General features: G+C 55.3%; 20 protein-coding genes. 13 read left to right on the forward strand and 7 right to left on the reverse strand.

The window, feature by feature from the left end; genetic code table 11:
• Window positions 1–123, reverse strand: a 123-nt coding sequence (gene gvpJ, locus QFX31_RS00540) for a gas vesicle protein GvpJ (RefSeq protein ID WP_348530281.1), incomplete at its 3' end; no start/stop codon positions are given.
• Window positions 124–134: 11 nt separating this feature from the next.
• On the reverse strand, window positions 135–359 hold the full coding sequence (gvpA, locus tag QFX31_RS00545; protein ID WP_011695264.1) for a gas vesicle structural protein GvpA: 225 nt from the start codon (window positions 357–359) through the stop codon (window positions 135–137).
• Between the two features lie 396 nt (window positions 360–755).
• Between gvpA and QFX31_RS00550 the strand changes: the two genes are divergently transcribed.
• The 10 genes from QFX31_RS00550 (at window position 756) to QFX31_RS00595 (ending at window position 6,302) form a co-directional block, all read left to right on the forward strand.
• Complete coding sequence (locus tag QFX31_RS00550; protein ID WP_348530205.1) at window positions 756–1,124, forward strand: response regulator; 369 nt, start codon at window positions 756–758, stop codon at window positions 1,122–1,124.
• Window positions 1,114–1,257: a hypothetical protein gene (locus QFX31_RS00555; RefSeq protein ID WP_348530206.1), complete on the forward strand. Its 144-nt coding sequence runs from the start codon at window positions 1,114–1,116 to the stop codon at window positions 1,255–1,257. The genes QFX31_RS00550 and QFX31_RS00555 overlap by 11 nt, the downstream gene beginning before the upstream one ends.
• A gap of 37 nt (window positions 1,258–1,294) precedes the next feature.
• Window positions 1,295–1,936, forward strand: coding sequence for a DUF835 domain-containing protein (locus QFX31_RS00560; protein WP_348530207.1), 642 nt, complete (start codon window positions 1,295–1,297; stop codon window positions 1,934–1,936).
• Window positions 1,937–2,252: 316 nt separating this feature from the next.
• Window positions 2,253–2,642: a PadR family transcriptional regulator gene (locus QFX31_RS00565; RefSeq protein ID WP_348530208.1), complete on the forward strand. Its 390-nt coding sequence runs from the start codon at window positions 2,253–2,255 to the stop codon at window positions 2,640–2,642.
• Window positions 2,639–3,325: an ATPase domain-containing protein gene (locus QFX31_RS00570; protein ID WP_348530209.1), complete on the forward strand. Its 687-nt coding sequence runs from the start codon at window positions 2,639–2,641 to the stop codon at window positions 3,323–3,325. Before QFX31_RS00565 ends, QFX31_RS00570 begins: the two co-directional genes overlap by 4 nt.
• A 220-nt stretch (window positions 3,326–3,545) precedes the next feature.
• Window positions 3,546–3,794 carry a gas vesicle protein GvpG gene (locus QFX31_RS00575; protein ID WP_348530210.1) on the forward strand — a complete coding sequence of 83 codons (249 nt, stop codon included), beginning with the start codon at window positions 3,546–3,548 and terminating at the stop codon, window positions 3,792–3,794.
• Window positions 3,795–3,864: 70 nt separating this feature from the next.
• Complete coding sequence (gvpJ, locus tag QFX31_RS00580) at window positions 3,865–4,245, forward strand: gas vesicle protein GvpJ (RefSeq protein ID WP_348530211.1); 381 nt, start codon at window positions 3,865–3,867, stop codon at window positions 4,243–4,245.
• Window positions 4,235–4,927, forward strand: coding sequence for a gas vesicle protein (locus QFX31_RS00585; protein WP_348530212.1), 693 nt, complete (start codon window positions 4,235–4,237; stop codon window positions 4,925–4,927). Before gvpJ (QFX31_RS00580) ends, QFX31_RS00585 begins: the two co-directional genes overlap by 11 nt.
• 18 nt (window positions 4,928–4,945) lie before the next feature.
• A complete protein-coding gene (locus tag QFX31_RS00590; protein ID WP_348530213.1) occupies window positions 4,946–5,263 on the forward strand; it encodes a gas vesicle protein K in 318 nt (105 codons plus the stop codon).
• Window positions 5,250–6,302 carry a GvpL/GvpF family gas vesicle protein gene (locus tag QFX31_RS00595; protein ID WP_348530214.1) on the forward strand — a complete coding sequence of 351 codons (1,053 nt, stop codon included), beginning with the start codon at window positions 5,250–5,252 and terminating at the stop codon, window positions 6,300–6,302. The genes QFX31_RS00590 and QFX31_RS00595 overlap by 14 nt, the downstream gene beginning before the upstream one ends.
• Before the next feature lie 378 nt (window positions 6,303–6,680).
• On the opposite strand, the gene QFX31_RS00600 is transcribed toward QFX31_RS00595, so the two are convergent.
• On the reverse strand, window positions 6,681–7,139 hold the full coding sequence (locus QFX31_RS00600; RefSeq protein ID WP_348530215.1) for a lamin tail domain-containing protein: 459 nt from the start codon (window positions 7,137–7,139) through the stop codon (window positions 6,681–6,683).
• Between the two features lie 388 nt (window positions 7,140–7,527).
• A complete protein-coding gene (locus tag QFX31_RS00605) occupies window positions 7,528–8,838 on the reverse strand; it encodes an acyl-CoA thioester hydrolase/BAAT C-terminal domain-containing protein (RefSeq protein WP_348530216.1) in 1,311 nt (436 codons plus the stop codon).
• 610 nt (window positions 8,839–9,448) lie between these two features.
• On the opposite strand from QFX31_RS00605, the gene QFX31_RS00610 reads away from it, so the two are divergent.
• Window positions 9,449–12,394, forward strand: coding sequence for a S8 family serine peptidase (locus QFX31_RS00610; RefSeq protein ID WP_348530217.1), 2,946 nt, complete (start codon window positions 9,449–9,451; stop codon window positions 12,392–12,394).
• Window positions 12,395–12,597: 203 nt separating this feature from the next.
• On the opposite strand, the gene QFX31_RS00615 is transcribed toward QFX31_RS00610, so the two are convergent.
• Entirely contained in the window at window positions 12,598–13,785 is a 1,188-nt protein-coding gene (locus QFX31_RS00615) for an HD domain-containing protein (RefSeq protein WP_348530218.1), read from the reverse strand.
• Window positions 13,786–13,835: 50 nt separating this feature from the next.
• On the opposite strand from QFX31_RS00615, the gene QFX31_RS00620 reads away from it, so the two are divergent.
• Together QFX31_RS00620 and QFX31_RS00625 are read left to right on the forward strand one after the other, a co-directional pair.
• Window positions 13,836–14,408 carry a hypothetical protein gene (locus tag QFX31_RS00620; protein WP_348530219.1) on the forward strand — a complete coding sequence of 191 codons (573 nt, stop codon included), beginning with the start codon at window positions 13,836–13,838 and terminating at the stop codon, window positions 14,406–14,408.
• 146 nt (window positions 14,409–14,554) lie between these two features.
• Complete coding sequence (locus QFX31_RS00625; protein ID WP_348530220.1) at window positions 14,555–15,814, forward strand: matrixin family metalloprotease; 1,260 nt, start codon at window positions 14,555–14,557, stop codon at window positions 15,812–15,814.
• A 77-nt stretch (window positions 15,815–15,891) separates the two neighbouring features.
• On the opposite strand, the gene arcS is transcribed toward QFX31_RS00625, so the two are convergent.
• Window positions 15,892–17,601 (reverse strand): archaeosine synthase subunit alpha, encoded by a 1,710-nt coding sequence (gene arcS / locus QFX31_RS00630; protein WP_348530221.1) that lies wholly within the window; start codon window positions 17,599–17,601, stop codon window positions 15,892–15,894.
• On the reverse strand, window positions 17,588–19,018 hold the full coding sequence (gene tgtA / locus QFX31_RS00635; RefSeq protein ID WP_348530222.1) for a tRNA guanosine(15) transglycosylase TgtA: 1,431 nt from the start codon (window positions 19,016–19,018) through the stop codon (window positions 17,588–17,590). The genes arcS and tgtA overlap by 14 nt, the downstream gene beginning before the upstream one ends.
• Window positions 19,019–19,093 lie beyond the last annotated feature (75 nt).

Genomic DNA, 19,093 nt, shown 5'->3' on the forward strand with positions numbered 1-19,093 from the left:
GACTGTCAGTATCTCGATGCCAACCAGGGAGACCCTGGCCCAGACATCGACCACTATTCCCTTGTCCAGGATCCTGTCGAGAACCTCGGCAAGGCTGGACGAATCAGGTGTTGATGTCACCATTCTCCTTCACCTCACGCAGAAGGTGCTGCGGCTATGGCAGCCTGCTCGATCTTCGCCATCTCCTCGGAGTAGTGGAGGAACGTATCGACGGATGCAACCACCACTCTCGCCTCGACTGTCAGTATCTCGATGCCAACCAGGGAGACCCTGGCCCAGACATCGACCACTATTCCCTTGTCCAGGATCCTGTCGAGAACCTCGGCAAGGCTGGACGAATCAGGTGTTGATGTCACCATTCTCTTTCACCTCCGACAATTCTTTTCTCCAGAGATCTCTTGGAGCATGATGTGTGAGAGCCCTCTTTCCGTTTGTTGCATGAGCCAGTCAGTATAAGGGGGATGATCGAGCTGGGCCCGACTCATCCCCGCAGGAGGCTCTGGCCGTGTCCGACACCCGAGGGCGAAGACGGTATCATTGTAAATTGAGATCATCCAAACAGAGGTATACACTGATGGTTAAAATAAGTTATCATCTGTCTAAAATAGTTTTAAATTTTGTTTCTGCATGTTTTTCCTGGCATTTGTCAACAAGAATATCATCTGATGAAAATTGGTAAACTATAGAAGATCCGGACGCTCATACTGTATATCAAATCCGCATCTGATTCACGATGAAAGCCGGGATGGTGCAGAATGAGGATACTGGTGGTCGATGATGCTCCTTTCATAGTGAGGGCGCTTAGGGATGCCCTCGAAACACGGGGTTTTGAGGTTCACGATGTGCAGAGCGGCGAGGAGGCACTCTCAGTCTACCGCGATCTCATGCCAGATGTGGTATTGATGGATATTCTCATGCCAGGCATGAATGGAATATCAGTCACACAGGAGATCGTGAAAATAGACCCATCTGCCAATATCATCGTGATAACCGCGATAGGCAAGCCTGGGCTGGAGAAGGAGTGTATGGATGCAGGCGCGAGGGGTTTTCTTCTGAAGCCATTCAGGATGCAGGATCTACTGGATCTCATTGATTCTCTCCCGAGAAGAGGCGATGAGCAGTGAGAGGGTTAGGAAGTTCTTTGTGATGAGCAACGAGGCGAGTGCAGATATGAGCATGGGTCTCGGCCTCTCCATAGCAGAGGATATTGTGGAGGCACATGGTGGACGGATGTGGTTCGAGAGCAGGGTCGGCTAGGGGAGCACATTCTGCCGCACTCTCCCTTGTGGTCAGAATGCTGAGCATTCTTAATATCTTCAGAAGAAAGCCCAGGGTGGTGCCACTCACCGAGCCTGTGAGCATGCGCATATCCAGGGAGCTATCTCGTGGCTCAGCTTATCTGATCAGGGAGAAAACGCCTGAGCTCAGCTTCCAGATCTTCTCGTCGCTTGTAAAAGGGCAGTGTGCGAGCTGCGAGCATCCTGATGCGTTTAACTGCGAGAGCATAGGTTGTGAAGAATGTACCCTCAAATGCCCGTGCAAGAGCTGCAGCCAGAAGAGAGCGCAAGGGCTCTGCTTCACCACCCAGCATCCTGAGCAGATCAGAAACAGGTATGTGCTTCAGACCACGCCGATCTTCTGGATCAGCAGGCATGGCGAGAGTCAGATGGCCGTAAATAACCTGGAGATAATGGCGGATATAACTGCCAGGTTCCTAGAGAAGAGCCACAACCCTGTGATTCTCCTGGATGGTCTGGAGCTTCTTGTGGTCATGAACGGCTTTGTCCAGGTCATCAGGTTTCTGCGCGACATAATGGAGATGGTTTTCATAAGCAGAGGGATACTGATTGTTCCTGTGAACCCATCCGCACTCTCCGCGAAGGAGATGGCGCTGATAGAGAGGGATATGCAGGAGATACCCGCAGGATGGAACTGAAGGTTCTGCACTTTAGCGCATCACTGAGATCGGCAGCATATGAATTTGGGATCATGCGGTACCGGCCATCAAATGCCGATTCCTGACTTAGTCAGTTAGTCGAGACACCACCTCAGGTGCACCGCACCGACTGCTGCATCAGATCGCGCAAAGATCTGTTCAGTTGTGACCAGAGTTAATGCTGCAAATAAGAACCAGATGCAATCAAGGCTGTCTTTCTGATATGGAGATCTGATTAACTAAATCAAAATTGTTTCGAATCTTGAGAGATCGAGCATATCTTAAATACGTAACAAAGATAAGTATTTAGATCACTATGTCTCTAGCATCTGTGGGAGGGGCTCTGATAGAAGAAACAAACCGCGGGCAGGATGACCGGGAGGAGATCCTGAGCAGGTTCGTGAAGCCGAACAAGGATATACTCATACTCTCCATACTAGGAGAGCGGCCGATGTGCGGCTACGACCTCATCAAGGAGATATACAGGAGGTACAACGTCCTCCTGAGCCAGGGCGCTGTTTACCCCCTCCTATACTCGATGGAGGCGGAGGGTATTCTGAGAGCAGAGTACAGCAGAGGGAATATGAGGACAAAGTTCTACACCCTGACACCCAAGGGGCAAGAGGTGATGAGAAGTAAGATCGGGAACATGGTGTATGCTCTGGAGTACCTGCTGTCATATCTGAAGGGATCATGCTTAGGATGAGCGTTGAAGGACTGGACCGTGTCCTCGAGGCAGATCCGCCTGCTGGCTCAGTTCTGCTGGTCACCGGAGGTGAGGGCACACTGAAGTCCAGCCTGGTGCTTGCAATGATGTCCCGGTACCTCGAGGGCAGCGCGGAGCACGGACTTTACGCGAGCCTGGAACAGACGAGGGACAGCCATCTCAAAAACATGGAGAGCATCGGGATAAGATGGCATGAGAACCTCCACATCTTCGACTACAGAGATATGCGGGTGGAATGGAAGGATCACAGCCTGGACATGTTCAGCATGACGAAGGACGTCCTGGATACATACATCGACAGGTACCGTGACCTCACGCTCTTCGCCATGGATTCCCTGAACGCCCTCTACGCCCTCTCCCCCAAAGCAAACCTCCGCAGAAACATTTACGATTTTCTGACCGCGCTCAGGGACAGGGGCCTCACATCCATTCTCATACTCGAGACAGGGGGTGACGCCGAAAAGGGTGGCGAGAGGTTTCTCTCAGATGGCATCATAGAGCTGGGTGTGATTGAGAGCTACGATGGCGTTAAGAGGTACCTGCAGATCAGAAAGATGCGCGGTGCGAGACATCAGATGGAGAAGCACCATCTTGTCGTGAAGCCAGGCGGCCTTGAGGTCCTAGGGCCGATATACGGCCCATCCATTACTTCGTGTGGATAGGGTTCCAGCCCCAGCACGTGAGATCCGGGGAGCAGATCCGGTAAGGTACCGACCGGATTGAGGCATTCGGATGCTGCATCTATGATCGGCATCTTCACTTTCTCTCAGACTCTGAGAATTATCCCGACAAATTCCATGAGAAATATTACGAAAATATTTCAGACAGATGATAAGGTATTTTTCTATTCGATTTGAAGATACTCTCAGGAGGTCCTGCTGGTTGTTCATCATAGACGATCTTCTTCTGAGGAGCATCGGTATTTCCGTCCCGGGCCTGGATCTGATCTGGACGCTGGAGCAGATCAGAGGATACGCTCAGCGCGAGCTGTACAATCCTGAGCGGATCAGGAATCAGATAAAGGAGATCAGGCTGCTGTATGAGTTCGGAGAGATGAGCCGTGAGGAGTACGTGGAGAGGTCTGAGCAGCTGATGCAGCGGCTCAGGATAGCGGAGAAGATGGAGAGGTGATCTGCGGGACGAAGTGTGGATATCAACGGCTCTGTGTGCCAATCAGAGCCTTCTGACTGGAGGAGAATTGATGGTACTTCCTGAGAAAAATTCGGACCGTGGGCTGGCCGGCGCGATCGACCGGATACTCGACAAGGGTCTGGTCATCAACGCGGACATCACAGTCTCTGTGGCCGGGGTTGAGCTGCTGGGAATTAAGGTGAGGGCTGCGCTCGCATCATTCGAGACCGCTGCTAAATACGGCCTGGAGTTCCCATCTGGGATCCGCTGCGAGACTGCTGCATGGCAGGAGGCGATGCTCGATAAGGAGGAATGCCCGCAGTGCGGGAAGAAGGTGCAGCGCGAGGAGCTGATGCACGAGTGCTGCCCGTGGTGTGGATGGACGAGTGCACTCGCGAGGGATCGGATGCTGAAGATGCCTTTTGTTTTGAAGGACGATTATGGAACCTGATAGATGCACAAACGCGGGCTTGGTCGATCTCCTGGACAGGATACTAACCAAGGGGGTCGTGCTGAACGCAGATGTCATAATCTCAGTTGCAGGGGTGCCTCTGCTTGGCCTCAACCTCAGGGCTGCGCTTGCGGGAATGGACACCATGATCAGGTATGGCATATGGAGGGACTGGGATGCAGCTCAGAGAGCATGGGCGGCGGAGCAGCAGAGGCTAAAGGCGCTTAGCACGAATTTTCTGCTCAGGGGAGAGGATATACGTCTCAGGACCTTTGGCTCGTACTGGTATTCTCATGGAATCTACCAGGCCTGGAGGCCTGGAGACGTGTGCGTGACGAACAGACGTATAATCGTTTGCAGAAAGGAGCCCCCTGATCTCCTGTTTGCAGCATATTACGAGGATATAGAGCGTTTTGCCCTGGAAAAGGGAGAGGTTGTCGCGAAGATGGAGACGGATGTCCTGCGCATCTGCCTGAAAGACGGCACCGTGGCAAAGATCCATTCAGCAGAGATCCATGCCCTGAGAGATGCTGCAGAGCGTGAGATGCGCTCTCTCCGGTTGCTCCAGGATGCTGGGCCGGATGAACTCTATTCAGAGCATCTCACACCTCCAGAAATCCCCTCAAACATGAGCGCGACCTCCAGCGCGAAGAGCCAGATGGAATGCAAAATGCTGAGATGAGCAGCGGGAGCATGATAAATGACCATCAATATCGATGAGAGCAACCTGAAGCATGGCATTCTTGGATTGGTCGTAGCGCTTGTCGAGGTGATACGGGATGCCCTCCGTATACAGGCATTGAGGCGCATGGAGTCGGGTGTTCTGACCGAGGAGGAGGTAAACAGGCTCGGCGAGGCGCTGATGGAGCTCGATATCGCCATAGACGAAATCAAAAGAGAGCATGGGGTGACAGAATCAGTAAAGGCGGTACGCGACGGTCTGGATGAGATCGTCGATGACGTACTCGATCGGATGCTGAACCCTGAGAGGTGGGAGGAGGCGCATGAAGGAAAGTGATCTGAGGAATGCGATCGCGGAGATGGTCAGGGCTGAGATCAAAGCGATCGGCGACGAGCTGGCTCCCGTGATATCAGAGGTGGTGCGAGCGGAGCTCATACCAGCACTCAGAGCTTCGATAAGAGATGCGGTACTCAAAGAGCTGAGCGGCTGTGCATCATATGGTGAAGCTGAGAGTGGTGATATCCGTGAAGGCGTCCCTCAGATCACTTTCCAGGAACCCGATGAGATTAAAAAAGAGACATCGGGAAAAGATGCAGCTGTGGTGGCTGTGCACTCGAATGAGAATGGGCTCTACCTCTACTGCCTTGCTGATGCGAGCGTGTCCACAGCATTGGGATGCATGGGTATCGATGGATGTGAGGTGTACACCATCGCGCACGAGGGGGTATCAGCGGTAGTTCACAGCTGCCCGCTGGAGCCGTACAGGAGTGATGATGAGGAGACCGTGAAGAGATGGGTCAAGGCACACCAGCAGGTGGTTGATCTGGCAGCCGAGAGGTTTGGGACTGTGATGCCGTTCGGCTTCGATACGATAATAGCGCCTAAGGAATCCTGCACTGCAGAGGAAGTTCTGAAGAGATGGATCTCTGATGAGCTCGATGAGATAAGGAGAAAGATGGAGAGGATAAGGGGCAGGAAGGAGTACGGAGTTCAGATATTCTACGATCCTGCAGTTTTCAGCGAGAGGATCGAAAATGAGAGTGAGGATGTGCGGAGAATCAAAGAGGAGATGTCATCAAAGCCTCCAGGTGTTGCGTACATGTACAGGCAGAGGCTCGAGGCGGCTGTGAGGAGGGAGCTGGATGAGCTCATGGGCACGTATTTCAAAGAGTTTTATGAAAGAATTCGGGGTAACGCTGAGGACATAAAGGTGGAGAAGGTCAGGAAATCCGACGGCAACATGGTGATGATGATGAACCTATCTGTGCTTGCCAGCGATGAGAAGGCTCTCGGCCAGGTGCTGGACGAAATAGCTGCAGAGCCCGGGATCTCGGTCTGCTTCACGGGGCCATGGCAGCCGTATTCATTTGTATGAACTTCAAATCCTGCATGCAGAGGACTCGTTTGAATCACTGAAGAGACAGGCTCAATACCCAACGGCATGAGTTCCGTGGGGTCAAATGCCATTGATCTCAATGAACAAGTACACGAACCAGAACTCCCACAATGGCAGAAGGTCTAACTGACCATGTGTGGACACTAAAAGAACTTATGATGTTTCGGATACCAATTCAATGAATCAAGTACACGACCCAGCAACCCGTCTGCACAAAATTCAAGTTGTCGATCACATAGGAGCGAAGACGATAGCACCTCCGCCTCATCGCGAGGGTCCTATCTCCCGGCCGGATTCAGCTGGTGTTCAACCTTACCGATCGCTCCTGGCGAGGGCATCGTCTTCCTGATTTACCGGTTATACCTTGACCGATATCGTGTTCGGCGCGCCCATCGTGCCCATCATGTACCCCCAGTCGCCTGCTGTATCTGTGTCGCGCCCGTCCGGGTACCTCCCCCACGTCATATCGTTCGCGAGCGTGTCTGTTCTGAGAGGAGATTCATCCACGATATTCCCGGCATCATCGATGAGCTGGACCGCGCCGCTGTTGTTGTGCATCCACTCCTTCCTGCCGGGGGCGACGTAGAAGCCGTGCGGCTCGATCAAGACGCCCTCCGGTATGCAGATCTCGCCGATCCAGCTTTCATCCATTATCCTCACGCACCATCCGCCGATCATGACGCTCTCGTTCCCGGTGTTGTAGAGCTCAACCCACTCGCCCGAGCCCTCCGGCGGGCCGAGCTCCACCTCGTTCAGAACCACATCTGCTGCGCTGCAGCACGACAGAATCGATACCAGTATGATAATAGCTCTCATGATCACATCTCCTCAGGCCATGCTTATTATAGGTGCGCCTCAGGGATGCGCAGAACTGCAGTGGTGCAAGCGACAGGGCCAATACAGCTCCAGCGACCTGGAGCGCCTGCCGGACCTTCCTGGTCGTGGATGTATCGCCAGAGTTTCTATTAAGCGATGCTAAAGCCATTCAAATCGTGACAGCTCATCTCGAACTCCTCCAGGAGCTGGTGGAGAACACTTCCACCGGCAGGAGGTGGATCAGCTGAGCAGCTTGGAGAATCCGGCTGTCAGATCGATCCTTCATGTTGAGCAGACGGTGCTCTGTATTGCGCGCACCACCCCCTGCATGTTTCGACCCTGTCGCGGCCATCCAGCCCTTCAGAAAAGAGGGGCTGCCAGGAGACGGCTACCTGGCCAGCTCCCGCCTCAGGAACTCGATCACCCTGGGCCACGAATCCCCAGCAGCCCTCGCAGCGCCCTCAGCTGTTCCGCCCAGACCCTCCCAGACGTTGACTGTGGGAAGATAGAACTGGCGCATCGTTGTTGGGTAATACGGATACGTGATCAGCATGTGCCCTCCCTGATCGTAGGAGAGAAGCTGGTACGTGCGGGAGTGGTTGTGGGATCGCAGCCGATCGATCGCTATCTGTGAGAGGATATCCGATGGCCACACCCCGTCTCCAGGGTTGCCTATGAGCAGAAATGCCGCCTCCGATCTCTCCAAGGGTATGGTGGCCTCATCGACGCGGGATCTCTGCATCTCCAGGCTGTAGAGGAAGGATGGCGCATCCAGATAGGGTGTGCCGCTCTTCTGGGCCTCCAGAAACTGCCTCTCCTGCTCCTCACCCATCATCGCCTTCAGATACGGAAATGCCCTGCCCTGATACGTCCACGCGGGGGCATCCGGGTTCTCTCCGATGCCCGACCATATGACTCCGCTCGGTGTGTACCCCACCACTGCCTTGATCTGAGGATATATCGAGGCTGCGAGCAGGGCCAGCTCTCCACCACGCGATGCCCCGACGATTCCGATGTGGTCTCTGGCAACCAGGGGCTGCTGGTTCAGCCATTCGATCGCCCTTCCCACAGTCTCTACCGGTATGTTCTCAAGGGTCTGCGGCAACCCGGGTGCGCCGAAGTAGGCGAGCGCCAGAGTGGGCATGCGCGTCTTTGAGGCTATCACGCTCGCCCAGCCCTCCTTGTACCCGCCCTCAGAGCCGCCCAGCACTATGATCGCCGGCGTGGGCTCCTTTATCTCCTCAGGTATCAGGAAAACCCCGACGATGGGCTCCGTCAGATTCTCCCTGGCGAGATCGATCTGGGCAGTCCGCTGGATCTCCATTCTCTCCACCTCCCGGCCATTCACGTACAGACTCACGGTGAGGCTGTGGATCACCGGGAATGCGGAAACAAACTCTCCAGTCTGATTGACGCTCATGGACCAGAAAAGCCCTGCCTGATCGATCCCCTGGTACGAGCCCTCCGCTGGAGCATCTCGAGATGTGTCTATTGTTCCACTTTCGTCAGCTATAAATGATGCCTCCGAGGACCATGTGTTTCCTAAGATGTCCTGGCCTGAGACCCGCAGCGTGGCAATCTGCCCTGCATCAAGCCCGCTTGCCCTTATGCTGATTGGATCGCCGATCAGCACGTATTGTGGTTCCACATCCAGTCTCATAACATCCTCATCCTCCGCAGCGAAACACAGGAGAAGCATGCTTCCGATGGTGATAAAACATAGAACAGTCCTGCCCATATTAAAAAGCAATGAAAAATTCATGGCAGATTCTGTTTCAGGTGTAATGAATCGTCTCATGCGTTCTGCACCTTACTCGTACAAGATTTTCATCAGCGAACCTGTCCCAAAACAGCCAGCCGCCCAGATACCAATAAGACCCAGGATCACGAAGTCGTTTTGAATCCTGCAGACGGCCAGCGCATTTTTGAGACAGACATAATAGCCGCAGCTCATATCTATTAAAGATTTGGCTCATGTCCGCAGGCAGCAGTTGTGGCCAGGGGAGAGTTCTTCTCGGATGAGCAAGTTCTTTTTCGTATCACCCTGACCGATCGATGAGTGTTCGGCATGGATCTGTACAGATTATCATGGGGTTTTCATGGCGTTTCTATCGTTTTTGCGTCCTGTTTAACATCAGCATGTGGAACAAATTTGCCTGAACAGTTCAGCGCACGACCTGCAAATAAATGCGCAAATATCTATACATATTAAATTAAATTATACTCTTACTAGAAATACTTATGTATGATAAGTATCTAAATTACTTATCGTAATTACGTATCGTAGGTATGCGGTGGAGGTGATGTGAATGGATCCAAAAAGATGCGTTCTTCTCATTGCTGTGCTCCTCTCGATGCCCACAGCATGTGCGATATCCGTGAGCTACGGCTCCAGCGGCTATGGCGGATCTGTGACGCTCTCTGAGAGCTACGAGCTGGACACCTCCACGGGGCTATCGGAGTCGACTGGCCTGGGCCAGGGATCGGTGGAGCAGACGAAGAGCGCCTCTGGAACAGGAGCCAACCGCATCTCCACCTCCATATCGTCAAAGGGATATGCTGCTGGCACCAGCGTGGAAAGCACATCATCCCTCTCGCTGTCCAGCGCTGTTGCTGGAGATGGCAGCGTGGCTGGAATTTCCCAGGCTCTATCTGCCTCGGGCTCCGTAACTGCATCCCTGACAGGCGTCGCAGGTGATCTGGAGGCCGTGCACAGCACAGGTATTGAGTCTGGCCTGCTCTCATCCGCTCAGAGCATTGGAGTGGGAAAGGGCGTTTCAGCAATGGAGAGCACCCGGATCGCAGGCATGAACGGATATATCTCTGCAGGATTCTCGAGTAAGGAAGGGGCCGGGGAGGTGGCTTCCACGGTCTCCCGGGGAGCGCTGTCTGGCTTCCTCGGATCAGATAGCTCCACTGTGTACGGAGATCTCGCCCTGAGCGGCCCTGGAAGCCTGACAGCATCCGCCTCTGATGTGAAGAGCAGCAGCAGGCACGAGATCCTGATGGAGGATGAGGGAAGTGACGCAGATGAAATGGCATCAACGACGCTCCTGGCCTCCACCGGAGGATACGCCCTTTCAGGTGCATCTGTGGTCGCGACCGGGGACGGGGTGAGCCTGAGCTCGGTCATATCCAACCCGAAGGGTAGCATGGTCACAAAGGAGGCGCAGAGCGGTGTGTCCAAGCCGATGAGCTCACAGTCTCTGGGCGTGGCCACCGGAAGCAGCGTGACCACAACCTGGAGCAGGTCCGGAAGGGGCAGGATCTCTCCGATCTCATCGACCTATAAGAGCACAGATGGAACGAAATCTGTATCGAACAGCGTGAGCGGCACGGGATATCCATACAGCATAGCAGGCTCAGCCACATACAGCGAGAGCAGCGCTGCGATGTACCAGACGCTGAGCAGCACGAACGGCGCGCTCACAACATCCCAGAGCGCGTGGTCGAGAAGCAACGGCGAGGAGCTCAGAGCAGCCAGCTCTCTCGCCTCATCAGGCACCATCTCAGGCACCCAGATCGCCATCTCGGATCCAATCAAGGTCATCAGCTCGCAGTCCCTCACAGTAACAGGCAAAGCGACAGCGGCATCATCCTCTAGAGCGAGCTCTAACGGAGATAGCTCCTCTGCATCCGCGAGCATAAGCGGTGCAAAGGCCATGATGCTCACAACGCTCGCGGATGCATCGAACACCAGATACAGCAACGAGCTCCACCACAGAACCAGCGCTTTCGTTGACACCTCAGGATATGCGACATCGATAAAGGCTGACTCCTCTGCATCATATCTCAACAACTTCGCGAGATCCCACGGTGAGTGGACGAAGGCAGGCTCAGGAGAGCTCACGGTCAGCGCTGAGACCGTGAAGAGCGCGGTCTCGGATGTGGAGATCAAGACAGGAAGCGATGCCGCATTATCATACACGCAGTCAGGCACAGGATCGACCGTGAAGAGCGGGCTGTACTCATATGCGGCCACACGATCCGGCGGCGATGTGTACCTGTACCAGAGCCACCTCTACTCGCATGCTTACCCGAAGAACGACCACCACAGCATGGATGAGTACGTATCCACAGCATCCTCGGCCATATCAGCGAAGAATTCTGACATGAAGATACAGCAGTGGGAGAATGGCAAGTGGGTGGCAGCAAAGAACTACTACAGCTCGGGAAGCTACACAGCTGCGGTTAGAGCTAATGATATAGTGACCTCGTCATACAAGTGGGACAGGCTCTGGGAGGTGCAGCCGAGGAGCAGGACGCCATACGACCGGGTGCCATGGGGAGTGGAGTACATGTACAGCAGCTCCTCGCTCTCCAGGACCTACGGCGGCGAGGGGATCGATGTCGCGATAATAGACACAGGCGCTGACACTCTACATCCTGACCTGCTCATGAGGATCGAGGACTTCGCTGATGCATACGGTCCGGGAGAGTACTCACAGTCCGACACCCAGGGCCACGGGACGCATGTGGCGGGCACGATAGTTGCCGATGGCGGATTCGATGGGAAGGGAATCTACGGGATGGCACCTGAGGCAGATCTCAGGGTTTACAGCACCAACTTCTATTACAGCGATGTCGCCAGCGGGATCTACAGGGCCACGGATCTCGGAGCTGAGATAATATCGATGTCCCTCGGCGGCTCTGTCGAGTCCATCACGCTCAACAGAGCCCTCGATTACGCGATGGCAAACGGCGTTCTTGTCGTCGCTGCAGCCGGAAACGGTCTGCCGGGCAATCCGACGATGGCAACGCCAGCCCGCTACCCAGGGGTCATCGGCGTCGGCGCCATAGACAGCTCAGGAAATGCGATATGGTGGTCTTCACCGGGAGCAAACGACGGCGATTACGTCCCTGAGGGGAACGAGGTCGCATTCGGAGCTCCCGGCGTGAGCGTTTACTCGACGTACCCGACATCCAGCGGGTACTACGCAACGATGAGCGGCACGAGCATGGCAACGCCACACATCGCCGGGACTGCTGCGAGCCTCTGGTCCAGGTACCTCATCTACGGAGACGGTGCGAACGATATCAAGACCATCATGATGAACTGCGCGAAGCAGAACGATGTCACCACCGTGAAGGTGACTCCTGAGTCAGTATGGTACAGAAGCCATGCAGAGCCGTACTCCAACTCCGGATATTACAAGATGGTATATCCATACATGGACGGCTCGACACATTACCTGAAAATCCTCCAGGGCGATGATATTCTCACAGGGCTGGGGGTTCCGAGAATAACACTGTAGGGGAGTGGCGGCATGTGCGTGGCAGGAGTTCAAACCTGCACGCACATGTTACTGATGATTGTCACAGCAGCCAGGATCCTGTACGTGGTGATGTGCACTTCCATCAACGGGTGCTGTTAAGCAATGCGTTTTGGATTCGCGTGACCTCCTATGCGACCTGAGGGCCAGTATTTGCTCAATGCGCTCATCAGGTCGATATGCCTTCAAAGAGAATCCAGGGTATGCTGGACAGGGGGCCTTCTCACCCCCAGACAGCGCTCGGCTGCTCTTGCGACCCTCTCCCTGTGTTCCTTGATTGTGTAAACACCAAGCCTCCATGTCGCCCTGTGTGCATCCTCCAGCATCCTTATCACAGGCGAGATCTCCCGGAGCTGGAGAACCTCATCATCGACCATCACAGGGAAACTCCCCTCTGGAACCTCAGGCGCTGGCGGGCTGTCCAGGAGCACGTACCTCTGATCGACGCCTGCCTCTGATGCGATCTCCTCTGCAAGCCTCCTCTCGCTTCCAGCCTTTGGCACGAACTCCAGGGATTCGGCGCCGACGTAAAGCGCCCTCTTGAAGAGCCTCCTGGTCTTGATCCGCTCCGCGATCTCAGAGGCGTATCCTCCTGCGGATCTCATGGCCGCAAAGAGCTCGATGTCGTCCATTCTCAGAATTGATGATGGATCAAAGCCGAGATCCTCGATCATGTATCTCAGCGCACATGCAACCATGCACTCGGAGATCCTGCAGACGTGGTGCTGATAGACAGTGGGCTGCATGAGAAGTCTCGAGAGAAGAAGAGACTCGGCAGCATGAACACCTCCTGAGTCGATCATGAGCTTGCCTGCGGATAGATGCATCCTCTCGATGAGCCTGAGGTGGTCGAACACTCCATAAGCAACGCCTGTGTAGTGCGCATCTCTTATCAGATAATCCATCCTGTCCACATCTATCTCCCCCGAGACTATCTTCCCCAGCTCTGTTCCGCCCTTTATGAGCCTCTGTATCTCCTCAGGCGTTATTCCGTAATGCTCGAGGCGAGCACGGATATCCTCAGATCTGAGCAGATCCATGATGCTCTCATGCCCGCGGCGGAGGTACCTGGAGAGCATCGGCTCTGTCACATGCGAGAGGGGGCCGTGGCCGATGTCATGGAGAAGAGCCGCAGCCTTTATCTTCATCGCGTCGTCATCGCTGAGCCCCAGCCGGTCGCTGAGGATCACCGCAAGATGATATGAGCCCAAGCTGTGCTCGAACCTGGAGTGAGATGCTCCTGGATACACAAGACACGCAAGCCCGAGCTGCCTGATCCAGCGGAGCCTCTGAAGCTGCGGGGCGTCCAGCAGCGAGAGGCACAGCCCATCTATCTTCACATACCCGTGAACGGGATCCCTGATCTCCACCATGCGATCATCGATGGTGCAGATTATAAATAATGGCATCCCATCATCAGGTGATGACTGCAAGGAGATATGCTGCTCTGATCACGATGATGCTGATCTCGATACTGGTCTCACTTCTCCCAGCACATGCAGCAGATATCACGGGGCTCTGGGACTTCAGGTATGATGTCGCCTGGTCGACCACATCTGATATGCTCGGGAGCTCGATCTTCTCGATCGTCCAGAACGGCAGCGTCATAGCGGGAGATGCATACATCGAGGAGCCGGAGCAGATGAATGGAAGGATCGCAGGCACCTGGGCTCCTGATGGCTTTCAGATCACAGCAACGATGTACAGGAAACGTCTTCTCATAATATCCCTAAAGGGCAGCAGCCAGGATTCCGGCATCCTCAGGGGAAGCTTCGTCGCAGCATCATCCGATGGCAGGGCATGGAGGGGCAGCTTCATAGCCACGCTCACAAACCCTGATCCCAGCTTCCTCAACGTCACATCTATGACAGGCAAAAATGAGGTTGCAGCCGAATCAAAGGCTGCGCCGAGCACAACCGGCTCCGCAGCAAAAAGCAGGTTCTTCGAGATACACTACTCGAGGGATGAGACGATATACCCGAGGCCTGTGATGTGATCTCATGCGTGCATCCGCTTATTGTCATGACAGGAGCCACTCTGGGATAAATCGCTGTCACTGTGCTGCCGGAGGGCGCAAGTTATATATCAAACAGTAATCATTTTAAAATAGATGAGTGGGAGTCAATGCAGGGAGTTGATCTCATGAAATTTTTGCTTGCACTTGTTGCCCTTCTCATGCTGATTGCCGCTCCTGCCTGCTCTATATCGGTCACTTCGAGCACTGCTGGCAGCGCTGGAGGGGCGACAGCACATGGGACGTACAGCCTCGCAAACGATGCATCTCTTGTCTCGGACGTAACTCTGGGAGGCGGCGCGCTTTCCAGGCAGTCTGCGTCTGCCGGACCCGGCATGATCGCTGAGGGCGTCTCCAGCGGATCAGGCTCTGTGAGCAGAACGGTGGCAGCTGACGGCTCGTTAAGCTACGCGGCCAGCGATGATGCCTCTGGGGCAGCTGTCTCGTCGGGAATGCAGGCCTCGCTCAGCGGATCCGCAGGGATCTTCTCAGCGGTCTCCAGCGGCGCTGAGAACGAGATGACCGTGGCCGGAGGATTCCTTGGGGAGGGCGGGGATATGAGCGTCTCGCTCACATCCGTTGCCGCAGATCAGGCCATGACAACCGGCGAGGCCTTCGCCCTCGGAACCCAGTGCTTAAACGGGGAGCTTACGCAGGGGATAGCCGGCCAGGATGCTGCTGTGAGCGTCCACGCACTGTATGTCTCAGATGATAAGAATATAGGGGAGTTCGGGGTCGTCGCACAGAACGCGAAGGGTGGGGCTACCGCAAAGCCCGCGCCTTCAGAGCCCTCATACAAGCTGACAGGCTACAGGTGGAGCAGGAATCCGCAAATCGTTATAACTGTTTCCTCAATAGATTTACCATCCTCGATTTCCGCGGGAGATGTGAAATCGCAAATCACATCTGCAGAAATTAGTTGGGACACTGTAGCTGCTGAGGCCCTTTTCGGGAATGTTGCAGAAGCAAGCGATGGATTCAACCGTGACTTTGGAAAATACGGCACACGTGACTACAAAAATGTGCACATGTGGACCACGGATACACGCCTCTCTGATAGTACAATAGCCATGACCATCACATGGTACACAAGATCAAAGATTGTAACAGGTGCTGACGGCAAGCTGTATTCTCAGGCGGTTGAATCCGACTGCTGGTACAACGACAGACTTAGCTGGCGCATTGATCAGGATGAAGGTAATAAGGCGAGCAGCTTCGACATCCGCACAATCGCCCTGCACGAGCTCGGACACACGCTGGGTCTCAAGGATCTGTACGACAGCAGTAACACAGACCAGATCATGTACGGATACAACGACGGGACCTCACGATGGACGCTGGGCAGTGGGGATATCGCAGGAATCCAGAAGCTCTACGGTGCACCCTGAGGACCGAAGGGTCCCATTTCTTTTTTTTTGATTCTCTGTACGCCGTCATATCCGGAACTTCGATTGATTGCGCCCCTTCAAACCTCAGTCCCATCCCGCAGCTCCACGGCCACGCCGCGTCTGGAGGCGACCATCTCCCACCCGCTCATCCTGGCCCTTCCTGTCCCGAGGAAACCATCTCCGACAACGATAACCTCATCCCCGGGCCGGATCTGCTCGTCAGCGTCGACCACTCCGGGCGCCAGCACGGTTCCTCTGGGCGTGAAATCACCTATGCGCACTGTGTAAGCTTTGAGCGGCAGCAGCCTCCTCGCGCCCTCCAGCGTGAGCGCGATCCTGCCGCTGCTGATGGAGGCGAGTGCTCTTCCCTCTGAATCAAAGAGCCTGCTCCCCTTCACCCTCGTGCCCTGAATGAGGGCATCTCCAGCTCCAGATCCGAAATAGAAGTCGACCTTCGCCCTGAACTCCTGGAGCCTGAAGTTTCCGATGGGCCTGGTACCGGTGCAGGCAGTCTCCAGCGCCTCCCTGAGCCTCTCGAGATCCTCCGGCCCTGTTCCGCCGCCCGTGTACACAGCCTCAATCCCGCCATCACGCAGCGTCTCGCACAGCTCGCCCTCCACATGCGCAACGATGCGGGAGTACCTGTGCCTCTCCAGGTATGATCTCAGAGAGCTCATGAGCCAGGCCCTCTCTTCCAAATCCCATACACCTGTAACGGGTGTGTCGTAGTGCGCTGCAGGGTACACATCCTCAAGCTCCCTTGGGACTATCGCGAGCGGCGAGGTAAGAATGAGCTCGTGGACGAATCTGCGCATCCCGCCCATGACAGATCGAAACAGCCTGTGGCTCCTCGACTCGGAGTAGGGCTTCCTGGCGGAGCATGGGAGGAGGAGAAGAACATCGCTCTCAGGCGGCCTGTACCTGGTGAGCACCCTGCTGACGAACCTCCGGACCTCGACCCGGCGCAGCGACTCCGAGGTGTTCGCATACATCACACCTCCTCTGTGCGTCGGAGTCCTGCGCTCCAGGTAACTCTCATGCATGTCCGCGAGCCGGAGCGCCGCGGTCATCCACGGCACGCATCTGACCTGCCGCTCCACATACTCCCTGAGGGTGCCGGATCTTATACAATTCCTGACCCACGCCAGCTCCTCCTCGAGCTTCAGGATGTTGTGCGCCGCTACGTCTCCAGAGGAGCAGTGCTCACACCTGCACGGTAGCTCAGAGATATCCTCTCTTTGAAAGATACCATCCCTCGTATGATACCTGTTGTAGTGACCGTCCATCTCCACCCTCACAGAGTCGACGATATCCACGCCAAGGTAGATGAGCAGCGAGAGGTTCGATGGGGTAGCGAGCGCAGGGGTGTAGAGTGCAGAGTCAGGGGGTATCGACTCCCGGATCTCTATCAGCGTATCGACGAGATCCCTCGCAGCTGCGATGGTCCCCGCTGCCGTGAGGACATACACGTCCGCATCTTTTTGAGCGTCTTTTTTAACGGATGAAACGTCTGTAACCACAGCCCTTGGCGCATCGATATCCATATCGATATCCTGCGCCACATCAGATGGATACGGAAGAACTATGAGCTTCCTGCCGTCCGATAGGGATCTTGCCAGAAAGATCGTGGCGTCCCTCGCCTCCTCCGGGCTTCTGTACCTGAAGACGCTTCCTGCGCTCACATAGTCCTCTGGCGATATGATGCATGGCGTCGTGATGTTCCGGTATAGCATCAGCCTGCCAAGGCGCGCAGGCCCGTCCCTTCTGAGGACCTCAAAGAACCGCATCCCTGCAGCCCTCCAGATAGCTTATCTCAACATGGAACTCCGCGCCCGGGTTCTCTCTGATGAGTGATCTGAGCGCATCAAGCGCCTCCTTTACAGCATCCTCATCCATCTCATCAGGCAGCTCAGCATTCAGGGGGTACATCTCCTCCAGGCCAAGCGGGTACGGCCCGAATGGAGGGAGGAAACCCAGGATGTGATCGTATCCGTTGCATTCCTCCTCTCCAGGACTCCTGTCCGTCACCAGGACCCTTCCCCTAAGATCCAGCCTGCAGATTCGCTTTCTGTACCTCAGGACCTCAGGCCTCCTCGCAGACTCGCTGCTCAGGTAAAACGGAGTCGATTTCGAGACACGATCTAGTCTTTCTAAATACTCCGCGTATCTTGAGAGATGCTTGAACGCCTGGTACATCCTCGGGTGGGATCTGCATCTCCTCTCAAGATGCTCCCAGAGAGATCCCTCGTGGATGCTCTGCCTCACAGCCCTGATCTCCTGGAATGATACCGCTAGGTTGTGGCGGGCGAGAAGCTCCACCCTCTTAGGGTTTTCGCTGAGAGATTCAGGTGTGTGCTTTCTGCACACCTCGCACGAGCAGGGCAGATATCTCAGCTCAGAAAGCCTGTATGTGCCGGTTGGTGTGAGGTATCTCCCATCACGCGCGTAAAGCGCATACGCCGCGGAATCGAAGAGATCGCACCCCAGGGCTGCTGCAAGTGCGAAGACCATCGGATGGCCGGCGCCGAAGAGATGGACAGGCACCCCAGGACCCAGTCCGGTCTTCGATGCGACCACGACATCGACGAGCTCCCTGAACCTGTAGCTCTCCATTAGCGGAACGACCGCGCCGATCGGATACACATCGAATCCCATATCCCTCAGCCTGCGCGCCGCAGACTCTCTTAGATCAGGGTAAACGCCGCCCTGCACCGGCCCTGCGAGAAGGAGATCATCCCTCCTGTGCTCCACAGCCTCCCTGAGCCGCCTCTCTGTCTCCGCGAGCTCCCTCTCGGCCTGCTCTCTCGGAGCATCAGGAGATGTTGGTATGTCCAGCGGCACGGAGATGTCTGAGCGGATCTCCCGCTGGAACTCGAGTATCTCAAGAGGCTCTATGTCCACACTACCGTAAACGGAGAGCTGGAATGCGCCTGAGTCTGTCATAACCGGCCCGTCGAAGTTCAGAAGCCCGTGAACCCCGCTCTCGAGCGCCGTCTCCCTTAGCACCTGATCCTGATGGATGATGTAGCTGTTTGTTATGATCATCTCAGCGCCGAGGTCAGCCAGCTGCTGGGGGTCAAGCAGAAGCACGTGTGGGTTCACCACAGGCATGAGCGCCGGCGTCTCCACAGTGCCGTGGGGCGTGTGCAGCCTCCCTATCCTGCCGGCCAGGTCTTTGTGTAAGATCTCAAAGCAGCCCTGCATATCCAATCGGCTCCACGGATAGACATAAATAGGTTGGGACCGATGGCGATACAAAGCCAGATATTATGGGGGTAC

It is taken from the genome of Methanothrix sp., from assembly GCF_030055635.1.
Classification (GTDB): domain Archaea; phylum Halobacteriota; class Methanosarcinia; order Methanotrichales; family Methanotrichaceae; genus Methanothrix_B.